The organism is Pseudomonas sp. Sample_16 (assembly GCF_004307665.1).
In the GTDB taxonomy this organism is placed as follows: Bacteria; Pseudomonadota; Gammaproteobacteria; order Pseudomonadales; family Pseudomonadaceae; genus Aquipseudomonas.
The window spans coordinates 37,501-56,331 of the sequence record NZ_RCOB01000095.1 but is presented as its reverse complement, the minus strand read 5'-3'; the positions used below and the strand labels follow the sequence as shown (position 1 = coordinate 56,331).

The 18,831-nt window shown below is 58.6% G+C and carries 7 protein-coding genes; 4 read left to right on the top strand and 3 right to left on the bottom strand.

Features of this window, described 5'->3' with window-relative positions; translation table 11 throughout:
* Window positions 1-3,611 (top strand): methionine synthase (gene metH / locus D8U69_RS13805; protein ID WP_130907502.1); only part of this gene is annotated, 3,611 nt, incomplete at its 5' end.
* A gap of 61 nt (window positions 3,612-3,672) precedes the next feature.
* Here the strand turns inward: metH and D8U69_RS13800 are convergent.
* A complete protein-coding gene (locus tag D8U69_RS13800; RefSeq protein ID WP_130907501.1) occupies window positions 3,673-10,734 on the bottom strand; it encodes an NEL-type E3 ubiquitin ligase domain-containing protein in 7,062 nt (2,353 codons plus the stop codon).
* 152 nt (window positions 10,735-10,886) lie between these two features.
* Here D8U69_RS13800 and D8U69_RS13795 point away from each other — a divergent pair, with 152 nt between their 5' ends.
* The gene (locus D8U69_RS13795) at window positions 10,887-11,105 is read left to right on the top strand and encodes a DUF2970 domain-containing protein (protein ID WP_056852822.1); all 219 of its coding nucleotides are present in this window, start codon (window positions 10,887-10,889) and stop codon (window positions 11,103-11,105) included.
* A 6-nt stretch (window positions 11,106-11,111) separates the two neighbouring features.
* Here the strand turns inward: D8U69_RS13795 and D8U69_RS13790 are convergent, their stop codons facing one another.
* On the bottom strand, window positions 11,112-12,197 hold the full coding sequence (locus tag D8U69_RS13790) for an ABC transporter substrate-binding protein (RefSeq protein ID WP_056852823.1): 1,086 nt from the start codon (window positions 12,195-12,197) through the stop codon (window positions 11,112-11,114).
* Window positions 12,198-12,716: 519 nt separating this feature from the next.
* Here D8U69_RS13790 and D8U69_RS13785 point away from each other — a divergent pair.
* Together D8U69_RS13785 and D8U69_RS13780 are read left to right on the top strand one after the other, a co-directional pair.
* On the top strand, window positions 12,717-14,375 hold the full coding sequence (locus D8U69_RS13785; RefSeq protein ID WP_130903437.1) for a nitrite/sulfite reductase: 1,659 nt from the start codon (window positions 12,717-12,719) through the stop codon (window positions 14,373-14,375).
* Entirely contained in the window at window positions 14,359-14,853 is a 495-nt protein-coding gene (locus tag D8U69_RS13780; protein WP_056852825.1) for a DUF934 domain-containing protein, read from the top strand. The genes D8U69_RS13785 and D8U69_RS13780 overlap by 17 nt, the downstream gene beginning before the upstream one ends.
* Window positions 14,854-14,912: 59 nt before the next feature.
* Here the strand turns inward: D8U69_RS13780 and D8U69_RS13775 are convergent, their stop codons facing one another.
* On the bottom strand, window positions 14,913-18,764 hold the full coding sequence (locus D8U69_RS13775) for a DUF6543 domain-containing protein (RefSeq protein WP_130907500.1): 3,852 nt from the start codon (window positions 18,762-18,764) through the stop codon (window positions 14,913-14,915).
* Window positions 18,765-18,831 lie beyond the last annotated feature (67 nt).

Sequence of the window (18,831 nt, the reverse complement as noted above, 5' to 3'; positions counted from 1 at the left end):
AGCTCGAGGAGCAGGATTACCGTGGCAAACGCTTCGCCGACTGGCCGAGCGACGTCAAGGGCAACAACGACCTGCTGGTGCTGACCCGCCCGGACGTGATTGGCGGCATCGAGAAAGCCTACCTGGATGCTGGCGCCGACATTCTGGAAACCAACACCTTCAACGCCACCCGGATTTCCATGGCCGATTACGGCATGGAAGAACTGGCCTACGAATTGAACGTAGAAGGCGCACGCCTGGCCCGCAAGGTCGCCGATGCGAAAACCCTCGAGAACCCGGACAAGCCGCGCTTCGTCGCTGGCGTGCTCGGCCCGACCAGCCGCACCTGCTCGCTGTCACCGGACGTCAACAATCCCGGCTACCGCAACGTGACGTTCGATGAGCTGGTGGAGAACTACACCGAAGCCACCAAAGGCCTGATCGAAGGCGGCGCCGACCTGATCCTGATCGAAACCATCTTCGACACCCTCAACGCCAAAGCGGCGATTTTCGCCGTGCAAGGTGTGTTCGAAGAGCTGGGCATCGAGTTGCCGATCATGATTTCCGGCACCATCACCGACGCCTCCGGCCGTACCCTGTCCGGCCAGACCACCGAGGCGTTCTGGAACTCCGTGGCCCACGCCAAACCGATTTCGGTCGGCCTTAACTGCGCCTTGGGCGCCAGCGAACTGCGCCCGTACCTGGAAGAACTGTCGAACAAAGCCAACACCCACGTGTCCGCGCACCCGAACGCCGGTTTGCCAAACGAATTCGGCGAGTACGATGAACTACCGGCGCAAACCGCCAAGGTCATCGAAGAGTTCGCTCAAAGCGGCTTCCTGAATATCGTCGGTGGTTGCTGCGGGACCACGCCGGGCCACATCGAAGCCATCGCCAAAGCCGTGGCCGGTTATGCCCCGCGCGAAATTCCGGACATTCCCAAGGCCTGCCGCCTCTCGGGCCTGGAACCGTTCACCATCGATCGCAACTCGCTGTTCGTCAACGTCGGCGAGCGCACCAACATCACCGGTTCCGCCAAGTTCGCCCGCCTGATCCGTGAAGACAATTACACCGAAGCCCTGGAAGTCGCCCTGCAGCAGGTCGAGGCCGGCGCCCAGGTGATCGACATCAACATGGACGAAGGGATGCTCGATTCGAAGAAGGCCATGGTGACCTTCCTCAATCTGATTGCCGGCGAGCCGGACATCTCCCGCGTACCGATCATGATCGACTCCTCGAAGTGGGAAGTGATCGAAGCCGGCCTCAAGTGCATTCAGGGCAAGGGCATCGTCAACTCGATCAGCATGAAAGAAGGCGTCGAGCAATTCATTCATCACGCCAAACTGTGCAAGCGCTACGGCGCCGCAGTCGTCGTGATGGCCTTTGATGAAGCCGGCCAGGCCGACACCGAAGCGCGCAAGAAAGAAATCTGCAAACGCTCCTACGACATCCTGGTCAACGAAGTCGGCTTCCCGCCGGAAGACATCATCTTCGACCCGAACATCTTCGCCGTGGCCACCGGCATCGAAGAACACAACAACTACGCTGTGGACTTCATCAATGCCTGCGCCTACATCCGCGACGAACTGCCGTATGCGCTGACCTCGGGCGGCGTGTCCAACGTGTCGTTCTCGTTCCGGGGCAACAACCCGGTGCGCGAGGCGATCCACTCGGTGTTCCTGCTGTACGCAATCCGCGCCGGCCTGACCATGGGCATCGTCAACGCCGGTCAACTGGAGATCTACGACCAGATCCCGGTGGAACTGCGCGACGCCGTCGAAGACGTGATCCTCAACCGCACCCCGGATGGCACCGACGCCCTCCTCGCCATCGCCGACAAGTACAAGGGCGACGGTAGCGTCAAGGAAGCCGAGACCGAAGAGTGGCGCAACTGGGACGTCAACAAGCGCCTGGAACATGCACTGGTCAAAGGCATCACCACGCACATCGTTGAAGATACCGAAGAGTCGCGCCAGTCGTTCGCCCGCCCGATCGAAGTGATCGAAGGTCCGCTGATGTCGGGCATGAATATCGTCGGCGACTTGTTCGGGGCCGGCAAAATGTTCCTGCCGCAGGTGGTGAAATCCGCTCGGGTGATGAAGCAGGCCGTGGCCCACTTGATCCCGTTCATCGAACTGGAGAAAGGCGACAAGCCGGAAGCCAAGGGCAAGATCCTCATGGCCACGGTCAAGGGCGACGTGCACGACATCGGCAAGAACATCGTCGGCGTGGTGCTGGGTTGCAACGGCTACGACATCGTCGACCTCGGCGTGATGGTGCCGGCGGAGAAAATCCTCCAGGTGGCCAAGGAAGAAATGTGCGACATCATCGGTCTGTCCGGGCTGATCACGCCGTCACTGGATGAAATGGTCCACGTCGCTCGCGAGATGCAGCGCCAGGACTTCCATCTGCCGTTGATGATCGGTGGCGCTACCACCTCCAAAGCGCACACCGCGGTGAAGATCGAGCCCAAGTACAGCAACGATGCGGTGATCTACGTCACCGACGCCTCCCGTGCGGTGGGCGTGGCGACCCAGTTGCTGTCCAAGGAACTCAAGGCCGGTTTCGTCGAGAAAACCCGCCAGGATTACATCGAAGTCCGCGAACGCACGGCCAACCGCAGCGCCCGCACCGAACGCCTGAGTTATGCCGCAGCAATCGCGAAAAAGCCACAGTTCGACTGGAGCACCTACACGCCGGTCAAACCGACGTTCACCGGCACCAAGGTGCTGGATAACATCGATTTGAAAGTGCTGGCCGAGTACATCGACTGGACGCCGTTCTTCATTTCCTGGGACCTGGCCGGCAAGTTCCCGCGCATCCTGCAGGACGAAGTGGTCGGTGAAGCCGCCACCGCGCTGTACGCCGATGCCCAGGAAATGCTCGCCAAACTGATCGACGAAAAGCTGATCAGCGCCCGTGCGGTGTTCGGCTTCTGGCCGGCCAACCAGGTGCGTGACGATGACATCGAACTCTACGGCGATGACGGCAAGCCGTTGGCCAAGCTGCATCACCTGCGCCAGCAGATCATCAAGACTGACGGCAAGCCAAACTTCTCCCTGGCTGATTTCGTTGCACCCAAGGACAGCGAATTAACCGACTATGTGGGTGGCTTCATCACCACCGCCGGTATCGGCGCCGAAGAAGTGGCCAAGGCTTATCAGGACGCTGGCGACGACTACAACTCGATCATGGTCAAGGCCCTGGCCGATCGTCTGGCCGAGGCCTGCGCCGAATGGCTGCACCAGCAGGTGCGTAAAGAACACTGGGGTTATGCCAAGGACGAAACCCTCGACAACGAGGCGCTGATCAAAGAGCAATACACCGGCATCCGCCCTGCCCCGGGTTACCCGGCGTGCCCGGATCACACCGAGAAAGCCACGCTGTTCGCCCTGCTCGACCCCGAGGCTGCCGAAATGCGCGCTGGGCGCAGCGGAGTGTTCCTCACCGAGCACTATGCGATGTTCCCGGCCGCCGCGGTCAGCGGATGGTATTTCGCTCACCCGCAGGCGCAGTACTTTGCCGTGGGCAAGATCGACAAGGATCAGGTCCAGAGCTATACGTCGCGTAAAGGCCAGGAGCTGAGCGTGACCGAGCGGTGGTTGGCGCCTAACCTGGGTTACGACAACTGAGGCTGATCCCGGGAGTCGACTCGTGCGACTCCCGGGGTTGTTTCAACGCTGCGGGTTTACGTTACAACCCCACCAGCGTCCGCTCTATTTCAGACAGTTCGCGCAACAGCTTTCCTTGCTCGAAGACAAGGTCTGCCTCGATCGCCTGCATGGCGATCTTGTACTGCTCCTGCGCGCCTTCGCCGTAATTCGGAAACTGCTCATCCACATCGTGCTCTCTTCCTGCGAAACCCTCACGCAACAGGGCAAACCGTTCAGGGTATTTTTCTTTCAAATAATCGCTCCAATATTGGCGGCCGACCAACTCATCAATCAATGCCGGTGATTGTTCTGCCGCGATCACTTCAGCATGGGCCGCCTCCAGCATGGCAGACGAAACGTTGCCGCTGTAGCGCATGCCTCTGGGTTGTCCCGGCAGTTCAAGTCGCTCGGCAAGGCCGATACGATAAGCCAGACGCACTTCAGCCGGATCAGTCGAGCGGCGCTGTGCCCGGCGCTGGGCAATATCGCGGTTGGCGATCTCCTCGACCTTGCCAAGTCGAAACAGATTCCTGCCGAGCCGGAACAAGACTTGGCCATGCTGCCCCGGTGCAATTGACTTCGAGGTTTCGAACTCGAAAACCTTGACCTCTATATTGCTGAACAGCAGGATTTGGCCATCGACGCAGGTTGCGCCGGCTCTCGCCAATTCGAAAATCGTATCCCTCAGACCTGCGTCGCTATCGGCCACCCTCAATACGGTGTGGACCCGCCGCACAAGATCAGCACGTCCTGTCATGAAGTCTGTCGTACCTTCCAGCCGGGTCAGCAGATTGAAAAAGAACTGATTGTTTTGCGCTTGCTCAAAATCATTCCAGATCCGTATCAACTCCTCGGCATCTGCAGCTGACGAATCGATCCAACGTTCACGAGCCTCGGCACCCGTCACCTCATCCATATCCACTTCAACGTCACTCACGATCGAGTCATCGCTATCGCTGTCGTCAACGCTGCTGCTTTCGCTACTGCTGTCAAACCGCTCCAGTGCCTCGTCAATCTCTGTTGAACGCCATCCCACTATCTGCTCGCCTTCCTGCACTTGATTATGCAGCATCAGCAAGCTTGTACCATCGAGCGTCTCGTTGCCGGCCAGATTGGTGCCCGCACGCAATACCCTGTGCGCGTCGGCCATCAGGGCTGGCGGAATGAACTCGATCATGTTGTCGCGCATATCCAGGGTGCTGAGTGAAGGAAGCTCAAGTGCACCCTGCGGCCAGATGACCAGACGATTGCCACTCAGATCGAGGGTTTGCAAACTTCCAAGGCCGCTGACATCCAGTGACTCGAGCCAGTTTTCTGAGAGGCTCAAAGACTCCAGGTTGCTCAATCCGGCAAGCTGGCGCTCAAGCTCAGCTGCATTGGAGAAACGGTTATTGGCCGCCGAAAGTCGCTTGAGGCGGCGCAAAGAGGTCACTGACGCTGGCAAGGCATCCATCGCGTTGGCATCCAGCGCCAGGGTATGAAGGTGAGTAAACGCGCCAAGAAATTCGCTTAGCCCGTCTTCACTCAGATACACATTGTTGAGGTTCAACTCACCGACATGAGCGAAGTCGGCAGTTAGCGTCGGGAGATGGCCCAATGGGATATCGGACAAATCAAGGGTAATGCCTGCCGATGTACCACGCAGGTTCTGCCTCCAGCACGCCATTATCCGGTCAGCTGCCTGGCGGCGTTCGGTGGCGGCGATCCACACAGGAGGTGACGATTCAACGCGGTGCTGTGGCGGGGTATCGATCCATGTGTTCAGGGACTTCGTCAATGCCTGGTGTTGGCTGTCCCACTTGGCCAATTGCTCGTACAGAGGGCCAGCCCCGCCATGGCGCGTGGCGAGCACATCGATGATCCGTATCGCCTCGGCCGCCGGCAAATCCGGATCAAGCCTTTGCAGGCGGGCTTGCGGGGTCAAGCGTGTCAGGTCATTGCCGGGTACAACGGGCAGCGGCAACAACAACTCCGGATTCTGCGCGACCAGCACCGGAAAATACTCGGGTTCGCCCTCTGTCATGCCTGTCTGCAAGCTGGCCCTGGAAATGCCCATGGGGTTTTCCGACGAACTGCTTGCCAGCAAATCGCTGCGGGCCTTTGCCGTCAATCGGCAACCCTGCAAATCGATTTTTGAAACGTGTTGAGCGGTCAGAGCCGTCTCGGGAATCGTCGTGATAGCGCTGTTGTTCAGCTCGATCCTGTCGAGGCTGGACAAGCCCCACAAACCCGATGGCCAGTCTTTGATGGCGGTATGCCCCACACGCAAAGTCTGTAAGCGGGACATGGCACTCACGTCCAGCGAATCGACCCGGTTATAGCGCAAGTCCAGGCTTTCCAGGGCAGATAACCGGTTCAGGCGCTGCTGCATGCTCGGGGTGATGGTCAGGTGATTGCGGCTCAGATTCAGCTCACTGAGTTTTGTCAGGTTGCCCAGTGTCGTCGGCAGACTCTGCAGCTGATTGCTACTCAGGTCCAACCGCCGAATGTCGGTGAAACCGCGCAAAAATCCACTGACATCTTCGGATGAGGCCATGACCCCCGACATTTGCAAGGTTTGCACATGAGCAAAATCTGTTGCCGACAACGTCGGCAGTTCAGGCAGGTCGCCCAGCGCCCAGCCTGACAAATCCAGATTCGATGAAATGATTTGTCCGGGCATGAGGGGCCATGAGCGCACCGTCGAAGGGCCGACCTCAGGTTGCGAAACCGGTACCTCCTGCGCGCCGCCATAACGTTTACGCAGGCCATCACGCCAGCACTCGCGGATTCGCCGGGCAATGACCTCCCGCTCCCGAAGGTTGACTTGCCGGCCATTGGCTTTTGTCGTTTGCTGCTGCCACCGCTCCAGTTGCAGGCGCAGCGCCTGTCCATCCTCGCGCAGCCCATTGATCCGTGCCAGCAATGCCCGCCCTGCCAACCCTTCTGCCTTCATTCGCCCAAGGGCAGCCTTTGAAAGCTCTTCGCTGGTTTCCAAGGCATCACTCAGCGTGCCTCGGCAATATCGATCGAGCATGTGCCCGCTATCCTGCAAATGCGCAGGATGCTCGTGCACATACTCATACGCCCTCACGAAGTCCTCGGTACTCAGCCTGGCCCAATTGAGTTTCATGCCGGGCCACAGTGCTTCGTGACCGGTAAGCCATTGAGCGGGGAGTGTCTTGACGCTTGAGTGAGTGAGGTCCAGCGCTCTGAGCTGAGGCAATTGCTGGGCGCCCTTGGGCCAAACCTCTGTCGTTCCGTACACACTCAACGAATGCAGGCGAGTCAGACCACTGACATCCAGTTCGCCCGCCATGCCGATCACGTCCAATTGTTGCAGTTGCGGCATGGCGTCTATCGCCGCTTGGACAGTTGCGCTGTACTCCTGCCCCAGCGGCCCGGCGATTCGCAAGTCATGTATGCCTGGCAATGCCTTCAGCTTCGCGGCCAACTGAACTCTGTCGACGCCATCCCGGACGCCCAACTTCAACGACCGGGCGTTGGGGAACTGACGTAAAAAGGCTTGCGGTGTCTGACTCAACATTGCACCCGCACTCATATGCAGTCGACTGACGTGAGGAAAGTTGCCAGCCAGTTCCGGCAAGCTGTCTGCAACACCGATATCCAGGTAAACACTGGCAGCGCCATCATAAATTCCCCGCTGCTGCCAGACGCCTTTGATGTTGCGCGCGACCTGATGACGGAGAGTATGCGGACCGCCGCTTTCAACCCACTGGTCCAGTTGCGCCGACAGCGTCTCGTACTCCTGGGCGCGCAAGTTCAGTAAATGGGCAATTTGCGTTTCGGTCATACCATCAAGCGCAAGCTGAATGACCATCGATTCCGCCATCTCATCGGAGACGTTCGGATAGACATCCCGCAACCTGGAGACCAACGACGGATTGACCATTGCGCCGGCACCTCGCCCGCTCATCGGGTAGCCGACCCTGCCGTCCGCCAGGCGTCGCGGCGCACGGAATCGTGAAGTGCTGGCGCCAGGTGCGAGGGTTTGCATCATCTGCTCACGGTGGCCCATGGCATAGGTGGTCACTGCCTCCTGCAACCTGGCACCCTGCGCGACATTGGGCATGCCCAACCGGGCGCGGGCATCGTCTGGTAACGCATGCATGAGCGAAGAAAAAAAGTTGTCGCCTGCTTTCGGTACGCTGTTCAACGAATTCTGGTGCTGGTCAAAGGCCTGGTACTGGTTGGCTTGATGATGCTGAGAGCCGTCCCTCACCAGGTATTTGACCTGTTCGGCGGTTTCGCTACCGATGCTGTCGAGCAGTTTTCCGTCGCAATGACCCAGACGCACTTCCAGACGCAGGTTGTTCGGCCAGCCGGGGAGCCGTTCCAGGCTGTGCAGAGCCAAACGCTGGCTGTCCAATGACGCCATGCTTTCCAGATGCAGTCCGGCCAAGGCTTTGTTCAGCCGAGTCACCCGGGCGCGCGCCCTCCCCTTGAGTAACAGGCTTGTGGGGAGCCGGCCGGTTTGATTGATGTGCAGCCGCTCCTTGGCTGTGGCATTGGCCAGGACTTCTTGCGCCGCGTCCGTCGACAGGCTCGGGAAAGTGCTGCGCAGTGCCTGAGTTTCACGGTCCGTCGACTTGGCGCTCTGGCTGAGTGTGTCGAACAACGCGGTTTTGTTGCCTGCAAGGTGATCGCCCAGCTGTTGTCGAAATACTGCTTCGCGCTCTGCCTCGACTCGCGCACCTTCACTCCCCAGCAAGCGAACAATTTCGCCCTCATCCAGTGCTGCAAGCACGCGTTCAGGGAGTTTCCCGGCAGACACATCCTCGCGGGAAATCCTGATGCCCGGCTTCGCCGGTAATGACGCCTTACCATAGCGGGACGAAGCTCCCGTCAGGCCTGGATTGTCGAACACGTCGATTACACGTCCATGGGGCCAACGGGGCATTGTGATCACTTGCGGCAAAACGTCGTTGTAACGGCTGTCCGGCACCGGCTGATCGATACGAATCTGTTCAATCAGTTCATTGAGCTGCCGGTCAGTCTGAAACTGCCGCAACGTATCGGACAACGCAGAGGGCAAGCTCAGGTGATCCATATGGATTTTGCGCAACGCGTCGTCGTCAACGCCGCTGATATCGGCAATTTTCTCCAGCGTCGCTGCATCGATACCTTCGGTGACCGGGCCCAGACGTCGCAGTAATGTCGCTCGATCCCACTCCAGCGGTCGCTCGAAACGATGGCGCCACGCGCCTCCTGCGTAGTGTTCAAGCACCGGGGAGTAAGCATCCGAGACTCTCGGATTTTTTAGTCGCCATTTGTTCAGCACGGGATCGAAGGTCTTTTCGTAGACGTTACCGTCAAGCCTGATATAGGTTTTGCCATCCACTTGATATTGCCCACGCTCGTTGGGCTTGAGGCCCACCGGCAAGACCCTGTCGCTCAAGTAAGGCCTCAAGCCAGGCCGCCACAACTGTTCGCTGCCAAACGGCAATTTGACTTTGACCAGGCCATCGGTGATGGGCGTCGACAGCACTTTCGGCACTTTACCGGCTACCGTACCTACCGCCGCCATGAAGGCAACGTTCACAGCCACCGACTTCAAGTAACTCCAGGCCTGATCCGTGTCGCCAATGCTCCACGCTTCAACGCCGTGATAAACATCCATGGTCAGTTGCACGGCCATCACGGCCATCATGACCTCGCCCAGGCCAGGGACGAAAAATGCTGCTGCGTTGAGTACGCTCAGCCCCCATTCGGCATACCGGGCGAGTCGTTCATACCAGGCCTCATGATCAACTTTGGCGGTCGGCACCGCCAATTGCTCGGCAGTCTCTTTCAGGCGCTTCTGATGCCGCCTGTACAGCTCGCCGAACAGTTCGGCATCAAAAAATTCTTCACTGATATCCAGAACCGGCTCGTCCCGATACACGTGTTCGTAAATGCCGTCGATGTGCCCCAGCACGGTTTGTTTGCGGTAAGGAAAATCCGGGTTCCATTTGAGCGTTTGCAGGGCGGTCTTGATCTTGCCGAGGAACTTCCCCGCATCACCGTGGGGAATCAGTCTGAGAAATGAGCGCTGATAATTGACATCGCGCAGCCTGTAGCACAGGTCATTTTCAAAGGACTTGAGCGAGGCATATTCCATGACCGGCGCCAATGGATCACCGGGAATACAGACGATGATCCGCGAGTCCTGATAACCCAGCACGTCAAACAGATTGACTCCCGGATTGCTCCAACCGAAATCGATCTTTTTACCTTTGCGCCGACGTGCACCGATGACAAACAGCTCACTGACAGGCGACCCCAACACATGCAACTGACTGCAAGTGACGCGCTCGCCGTCCAGTGTTGGCGAGGGCTCGCCATTGAGCACGGCCAGCAAAGTACGGTAGGCCGAAGGCGTGATCAGCGACTTGAGGTGAGCGATATCGGCGTGCACTCGCAGACTGGCCTTCCATGCATTGATGGTCTGGGTGCGCACGGTGGCCGCCCGGTCCCCCGCGTCAAACATCGCCGTCAGGTGTTCCTGATACTGTTTGCCGATATCCAGCTCCCGGCATAACGATGCAAAATCGGCAGGTTTTAGCGCTAGCGGCTTGATCCTGTAGCGCGTTGAAGGCCCCGTTTCCGGATAGTCCCAACCGTAAGGTCCTCCTTGAGTTTCCAGGTGGGCTGCGCGCAGTCCCCGCTCAGCAATGACGTCACCGGCATTGAATACCTGGTCTTCTTCAAAATTGCGCAATGCCAGCTGCAGGAGTGTCTGGTGCGTGATCAGAGAGCCTGCGAAAGGCTCGTAGAGCCATGTCTGCGTCACATCGACTTTGAGCCCGAACTTTTTTTGCAACGCCGCCTCAAGCAACGGTTGTGCGAATTCGGTGACGCCCTTGAGCCCGGTGAGGGTTTTTGCCAGGGTTTCGTTGCACGTTCGACTGCGCTTCTGCTGGTCTCGCACAGTGAGTCGTTGGTCACTGGTGGCCTTCTGAAACCATTGCGGCATGGCATCTTCGGCCAGCCCTCCGGGTGTTCTTGCCCGATCCAGAGCCCGGATGTTTGCCGGGGTCAAATGTCGTATGCGTTCGTGCAGCTTTTTTTTGATGAAATGGTTATGAAGGCCCTTTTCCTGGGCTTTTGGAATTCCACTCATGTGGCACTACCTGATGCTGTTGTATGAAGCATCAGTCAATCAGCGGGCCTGTCGTCCAGGGCGGTACATATTTATACCGGGGTAGCTCCCGACCGATCTTCTTTGGCGCGGGTTGTCTATGCTTGTTTTACTCAAACGGGAGACAAGGGTTTATGGACGATCCAGCCGATAACAAGCCGCCCACTTTCTGGCAGATGTTGCACAGCGTCATGGCGGCAGCGTTCGGGGTGCAGAGCGGCAAGAACCGGGCGCGGGACTTCACCCATGGCAAACCGAGTCATTTCGTGATCCTGGGGATTTTGTTCACCACGGTGTTTGCCCTGACGCTGTTCGGCATCGTCAAACTGGTGCTGCTGCTGGCAGGGATCTGAAACGGGTCAGTGCATCAGGGTTTGCAGGCTGAACGGATAGCGGTATGACGCGGGTCGTCCCTTGGCCGAAAGCTTGTGGAAATCCACCCCGTAGTCCTGCGTGCGACTCATTGCCAACAGTCGTTTGGCTTGCGAACGGTTGATCAGTTGCAACAGTGGAATCTGTCGGTCGCGACCGCCGTACTGGCTGATGTCGATCCCTTCGTCATAATCATGCAGTTCAACCAACGCCCAGCCGCCCAGGCTGAAATGCCCGCCAAGCAATACGCTCAAGCGATTGTCGAGCAGAGCCTGCAATGCCTCGGGTGAATTGTTGATGGCGCCGAACAACGCGTCCTTGCCCGGGACTCCCCCTGATTCGACATACGCCTGCATGACGCCAAACGCCATTTCGTCGTTGGCCGCCCACACCAGTGAAGTCTGCGGATAGCGCTTGAACAACAGCTTGGCTTGCTCGTAGGCGCGCTGACGGGTCCAGCCGCCATACACCAGCTGGCGCAAACGCACTTGCGGGTGTTCCGCCAGCGCCCGACGCATGCCTTTTTCCCGCAACTGCGCCGAGGGCGTCACTTTCAGCCCGGAAAAAGCCAGCAGATCAATCATTTCGCCCGGCGCTACCGGAGGATGCGAGCGGATCAGTTCCTTGAGCATCAGGTAACCGCCCTCCTCGTCATTGGGCACCAGGCTGCCGATCCAGTCGGGATACTTGTTCGGTCGGGCGCCGAGCAGTTTTATCTGATCCACCGTCAGGGCATTGTTGACCATGAATAATTTCACCCCGCTGCCTTGAGCCAGGCGCAGTACTTCGGGGGCGACCGATTGCTCGTTGACGAACACCAGATAGTCGGGGCGATCGCTGCCCTGCAGGGCTTCGCGTGCCTGCTTGATAATGTTTTCAGGAACCCGGTCGGAATACTGGATGCGCAGGTCCATGCCCAGATCAGCGGCGGCCGCCTGCATGAACTGCGAATAGCTGACCCAAAAGGCTTCCCTGGTGGTCCCCGGGTTGAGGAACAGCACTGACGCCGCTTGAGCACACGGTCCCGCGACCATGCCCAGCGCCAGCAATGCACCCCTTAGAAACTTCAACATGTGTCGTCCGAGCCCCCGGAAATTCGCCACGCATTATAGCCAGCGAACGTCCGCAAAACGGCGTTTATTGCGGTTTTTGTCCGACAATCGTCGGAACGAGGCTCGGTCGGGTCGGTTATTGATGACTTACCCAGAATACGGCGGTGCCGACCACAAGAATGATCAGGAACAGAATCGCCCAGGCATCGACTGTGCTGTCGCTTTTCCTTGCTTTGGTTGGGTTGCTCATTGCATCGCCTCTTGTCGGTTTTATCGGTGATTGCATAAGGACTCGACCACAGTTAAGACGATGATTGCCCGCACGACAAATGTGGGTTATCTAACAACCCTTCTCGTTAGGCGATTTGGTTCTTTATATATACTCAAACATCACTTTTGCGCATAACTGCAAACTGGTATCTTGCCCCGGCTCCATTAGGAGTGCGCGGCCGTGCGCGCAGAATTGCAGAGGCTCTTGGACTGCGGCAAGCAAAAAACGCAGCTGAATCCGAGCGACCCAAGCCTGAGAACAGGACTTATATGTACGTATACGACGAATACGATCAGCGGATCATCGAGGACCGCGTCAAGCAGTTCCGTGATCAGACCCGACGCTATCTGGCAGGTGAGCTGAGCGAAGAAGAATTCCGCCCCCTGCGCCTGCAAAATGGCCTTTACATCCAGCGTTTCGCACCGATGTTGCGAGTCGCGGTGCCTTACGGCCAGCTGACTTCGCGGCAAATGCGAATGATGGCCAAGATCGCCCGGGACTACGACAAGGGCTACGCCCATATCAGTACCCGGCAGAACGTGCAGTTCAACTGGCCGGCCGTGGAAGATATTCCGGACATCCTCGCTGAACTGGCCACCGTGCAGATGCACGCGATCCAGACCAGCGGCAACTGCCTGCGCAACGTCACCACCGACCAGTTCGCCGGTGTCGCCGCCGACGAACTCATCGACCCGCGCCCATGGTGCGAGATCGTCCGCCAGTGGACCACGTTCCACCCGGAATTCGCCTACCTGCCACGCAAATTCAAGATCGCCGTGAACGGTTCGACCTCCGACCGTGCCGCCATCGAAGTCCACGACATCGGCCTTGAGCCGGTGCACAACGCCGCTGGCGAACTGGGCTTCCGTGTGCTGGTCGGCGGTGGTTTGGGGCGTACCCCTGTGGTGGGCGCATTCATCAATGAATTCCTGCCATGGCAAGACCTGTTGAGCTATCTCGACGCCATCCTGCGTGTCTACAACCGCTATGGCCGTCGCGACAACAAGTACAAGGCGCGGATCAAGATCCTGGTGAAAGCGCTGACGCCTGAAGTTTTCGCGCAGAAAGTCGATGCGGAAATGGAGCACCTGCGCGGTGGCCAGACCACGCTGACCGAAGCCGAGGTACATCGCGTCGCCAAACATTTCGTCGATCCAGACTACAAGTCCCTCGACAACCAGAACGCTGCCCTGGCCGAACTCGACCAGCAACACCCGGGCTTCGCCCGCTGGCGCGCGCGCAACACCCTGGCCCACAAGAAGCCGGGTTATGTTGCCGTGACCCTGTCGTTGAAGCCGACCGGCGTAGCACCGGGCGACATCACTGACAAGCAGCTGGACGCCGTGGCCGACCTGGCCGACCGCTATAGCTTCGGTCAACTGCGCACCTCCCACGAACAGAACATCATTCTGGCCGACGTTGAACAGGACAAATTGTTCACGCTGTGGGGCGAGTTGCGCGAGAAAGGTTTCGCCACGCCGAACATCGGCCTGCTGACTGACATCATCTGCTGCCCGGGCGGCGATTTCTGCTCCCTGGCCAACGCCAAGTCGATCCCGATCGCCGAATCGATCCAGCGCCGTTTCGACGACCTGGACTACCTGTTCGATATCGGCGAACTGGACCTGAACATCTCCGGTTGCATGAACGCCTGCGGTCACCACCACGTCGGCCACATCGGCATTCTCGGGGTGGACAAGAAAGGCGAAGAGTTCTATCAGGTTTCCCTCGGCGGCAGCGCCAGTCGCGACGCCAGCCTGGGCAAGATCCTTGGCCCGTCCTTCGCTCAGGAAGACATGCCTGACGTGATCGAGAAGCTGATCGACGTGTACATCGAACAACGTACCGAAGACGAGCGCTTCATCGACACCTATCAGCGTATTGGCATCGACCTCTTCAAGGAACGCGTCTATGCAGCGAATCATTAAGAACAACGCCGTCGTCGACGAAACCTGGCACCTGCTGCCCAAGGATTTCAACATCGACGAGATCACCAACTGCGACGACTACATCGTCCCGCTGCAATTGTGGCGCGAACACAGCCGTATGCTCCTGGCCCGCGACGGCGGCCTGGGTATCTGGCTGGATGCCGATGAAGAAGCCGAGGAAATCGGAGAGGACGTCGAGAGTTTCCAGGTCATCGCCTTGAACTTCCCGGCCTTCACCGATGGCCGCAACTACTCCAACGCCCGTCTGCTGCGTGACCGCTACGGTTTCAAAGGCGAATTGCGGGCGATTGGCGACGTGCTGCGCGATCAATTGTTCTACATGCACCGCTGCGGATTCGATGCATTCGCGATCCGTGCCGATAAAGACCCGTACGAAGCCCTGGAAGGTCTCAAGGACTTCTCGGTGACCTATCAGGCCGCCACCGACGAACCGCTGCCGCTGTTCCGTCGCCGTTGACCGCTGTAGCCCTGCTCCCCATCGGGAGCAGGGCTATTGGCTACCCGCCCTTGAAATCCTTATTGCTGGATGGGAATCGGTTGCCCCAACGCCGCCCAGTCCCGGTATAACTGCGCACGGCTTTCCAATGCCGTGAACACCGCGACAGGGTTATCCAGAGCGCCCGCCGGAATCGGCGAATTGCGGGTCAAGCGCTCCAGCAGTTCATCCGATGCATCCGCATCGACCAGCAGTCGCCAGACCCGCGTCTGAAGATCCAGGTAATTGACCCGGAAATCCGCGGTGAGGGTCAGGGTATTCATCGTTCCTAAAAATCGCCCACCTCCCGGCCTGAGCGCCAGGCGCTGCCAGACCTCAAGCCGAGCGTTTCGCTGCGTTCCTTCAATCCCGTTCAACCAGGCCAGCGGATCCGAATACGCGGGGCCAGGCGCACCCAGCCACAAGTTGATGCCTGTTTGCTCCCGATGCGTGACCAACCGCCGCAAGGTGTCCTCATCATCCAGCGGGTTATTCCACAGCAGCACCCGATCCCTGGCGATGGCTTGATTCAGTACGGCCTGCGGCACTCGGCGAATGCCGTTGTTGCGCAGATCCAGGGTCGTCAGGTAGGGCTGATCCATGACCCCGATGGGGCACGTGGTAATGCGGGTGTTGTTCAAATTGAGCGAACGTAGCTTGTCCATTCCCAGTATCACCGGTGGAACGCGCAACGGGTTTTCGCTCAAGTCCAGCGATTGCAGATTGGTCAGCGAGCTCAACTGCGCTGCCGTGGTTTCCTCAAAGGTCAGTTGGGTGGCACGCAGATTCAAGGTTGTCAGATGCTGCAACTGGGCAACGGCCGGTGGCAACACAGATTCCAGTTCACCATCGAGGTTGAATAACCGCAGGTCAGTGTCTTGCAGATTGAGTGTCCGCAGGTTCGCAAAACACTCCAGAAAGCCATTGAGCGTCTCTCCTTCCGTCAACTGCAACTGCTGCAGATTCAGCCCGATGACATCATTGAAACGCACGTTGAGCGCCGGCAGCCGATGGTAGTCTTCGTGGCTCATGTCCATCACGAAACCATCGACATGATTGCCTGAATAGTGGCTATGTTCCTGCGGTGCGCGTTTTTTCCAGATGGCGATCAACTCTTCGGCCAACTCGTCACGAGTCGCCGTTTCCTGGCGCATGGTGTCCTGGATCATCTGTGCATTGCGCAAAGCAAGTTGCGCGTGGGTCAATCCTTCTGTTCCAGGATCGCCCATGTTCAGGAACGGGATATCCATTTCGTCGATATCCACTCCCACCTGATCGATCCAGGTATCGATGTCCATATGCAGTTGATGCATTTGCTGGCGTAACGTGTCGATGTGGCGTTGCGCACCACTGCCCAGAGGTAGCAGAACTGCATCGGCCTCACTGTCGGTGAATTCAGGATAGATCTCCCTGAGCTGCAACCTCATGATTTCGTGGGTCAATTGCGCGGCGTGGGGCGTATCCGGAAAACCTCCGCCTTTCAAGCCCTGTGCTTCGAAGGGCAAACCGGAGTCCATCCTGCCCAACCCCAGCATGAGCTCTGAACGGGGCAACGGTTGGTCACCGATCTTGAGTTTAAGTTGTTTGCCCGGGTCACTGGACATCAGCCCTAAAGCCGAGCGCTCATCCTCCGACAACAGCTCTGCAACCGCTGAGTAGACATCGGTGGTTGAAGCGGCTTGCGTGGACGGCAGATATCCCGCCTCCACCCTGATCAGGATCCGGCAATCCGGCGCTTCGAGCGGTCCGCTGCGATCCAGCAGGCGTCCGCCGATGGAAGCGTCGCGCACTTCGATGCGCAAACCTTTGGGCCAACCTGGCAGACGGCTCATTGAATGCAGGGCCAGGGTGTCCGACGCAGGATTGGCGATTGAGTGCAGATAAAGACCTTCATAGGCCCGGTTCAGGCGCACATGCTGCTGGTATTGACGAGCCTTGCCATCGAGTTGTCTGAACAGCCACCGGGCCTGGGAAGCGTCCGGTGCCGCCGTCAAATCAACCCCATAGCGATCGAGCATTTGTTCCACAGCCGTTCTCGGCATTTCGGGATATTGGCGCTGGAACAGCTTCACCCATTCGTATTCGGACTGCTGCAGCGCCTGATACCGCTGATAGAAAAGGTCAGCTGGCGCGGTGGATGAACGGGTTTGTGCCATGACTTCCTGATCGATGCTGAAGCGCTCAATGGTGTCCGCCAGCAACGGGGTCGGCGGCCGGCCAGACTGCATCAGGCGCAGCATGTCATTGTCGACCGCACTGACCTTGCCGATCTGTGCCAGCACCTCGTCACTGAATGTGCCCGCAGGCGCGCCGACGCCCCGCAGCAGATCCACCCGTGAGGGCATTGGCCCAGGTGGCGGTGCAGGCAATGCGGTGGGTTCGGGATGGGGTCCGGCTGCGGGTTCGCGCGGTAAGTCTTGCGACGGGATCAGCTTGCCAGCCTGAGCCTCTTCGCCAATGGCCGACGTGGCATCCGCAACCAGAGGCAACGCGTTGAGCAACCCGAAGACCGTGCGGGTCACACCCTCGGAACGCTGTTCGGCCGTTTCAGCACTTACTGCCTGATCCAGGCCATAGGCCGCATCGAGCAGCCCGGCCAGGGCCAGAAAACCCTCACCGCCCGGGACGAACAATGCCAGCGGACCGAATCGGTTGACCCATTGCACAATGGGTTCGATGACCGCGTTCAAATTATCGCGGTTGACCTGGGCGTCATCACGAATAGTATCGACGCTGGCCTGAGCGGCCTGTTTCATGCTCGATACCAGTTGCGCGAAAGGGTCGGTTCTCGGGGAAGCCAGGTCGAAGGCAATGTAATCATCGGGGTTCCAATAGCCATCGTCATTGAAGAAGCCGGCCTGCTTCGTCAACCGATGCTCCCTGGGGTATTGCGCCATGCCCTCCAGCGCGGTAAGTACACCGGCGTGAAAGGTGCCGTCGCTGCGATCCTCTTTGGCGAAGTGCGCAGCCAGCGCCTGCCTCGTTTCGGCGTCCCGCGCCTGGTCAACGACCCACCGGCGCAGCTGGGAGGTATCGGTAAACTCGTGCAAGGGTGAAGAGTTGCCCGGGACAAACATCAACACTCTGTCGCTGGACCGCTCGCGGTAACACCAGATATCCGTTGCGGTGTATCGGTAAAGCCTGAGACGGTTTGCCTGCACATTCGAAGGCATTCGCGTCACGGCTTGCAGCTGCTCGATCGTCAATGTCCCCCAGGTTTGGCCGACAGGCAAACCCGCCGCCTGCATCGCCAGCTCCAGGCCCTCTGGAGACAGGCTGTTTTCTTGCCGTTGCAGCCAGGAGGACATGACAAACGCGGCTTTGGTGGATGTTCTCAGGGCAACAGGTTCGGCAGCCGCAATCACCTCGTCGGTGGGCCACGCTTTGTCGACATAGTCCCTGTACAAATCCTTGAAAGACAGCTGCCAGACCCATTTCTTGAAATCTGCGGGCCGCACATTGATTTGGGTCTGCGGCCCGAAGGTTTGCGGCACTGTCTGCCGATAAATACCTTCATAGGTTTTGTGATTACCGCTGCCGTCCTCGGCGAATTCATCGACATGCTCAACGACGCGAACGGCCGGCCCGATATCCGGCGGCGTATACAGTCCGAAAGCCGTTTCACCGAAATGCCCGTCGCCGACGGTCTGGTAATTGCTGAGCAGCACCTGAACCAGGCTTTGCGAATTCGCGACCTGTCCCTGGTAAATGCCGTCCTGTGCAGGATGGCCGCGGTAATCGTAATCGAGGGTGACAAGCAGGGCATCCTGCGGGTCGATAGCCCATTTTTGCTTGATCAGATACTCGGCAAACTGGGTCGGGGTTTGTGGCAGCGTAGTGTCGACAGCGACCTTCAGCGCCTCGTACAGGGGTTGGAGAGGATACTCGTTCATTGCGCAGTCCGTTGCAGTGGAAGGATTTCACTCTAACCAATGTGAACGTTTTGCAATGTGGGAAGAA

Excerpts from the sequence above, each read along its gene's own strand:
- D8U69_RS13785 (WP_130903437.1), top strand. The coding sequence starts at position 12,717 with ATGTACGTATACGACGAATACGATCAGCGGATCATCGAGGACCGCGTC.
- D8U69_RS13780 (WP_056852825.1), top strand. The coding sequence starts at position 14,359 with ATGCAGCGAATCATTAAGAACAACGCCGTCGTCGACGAAACCTGGCAC.
- D8U69_RS13775 (WP_130907500.1), bottom strand. The coding sequence starts at position 18,764 with ATGAACGAGTATCCTCTCCAACCCCTGTACGAGGCGCTGAAGGTCGCT.
- D8U69_RS13800 (WP_130907501.1), bottom strand. The coding sequence starts at position 10,734 with ATGAGTGGAATTCCAAAAGCCCAGGAAAAGGGCCTTCATAACCATTTC.
- D8U69_RS13795 (WP_056852822.1), top strand. The coding sequence starts at position 10,887 with ATGGACGATCCAGCCGATAACAAGCCGCCCACTTTCTGGCAGATGTTG.
- D8U69_RS13790 (WP_056852823.1), bottom strand. The coding sequence starts at position 12,197 with ATGTTGAAGTTTCTAAGGGGTGCATTGCTGGCGCTGGGCATGGTCGCG.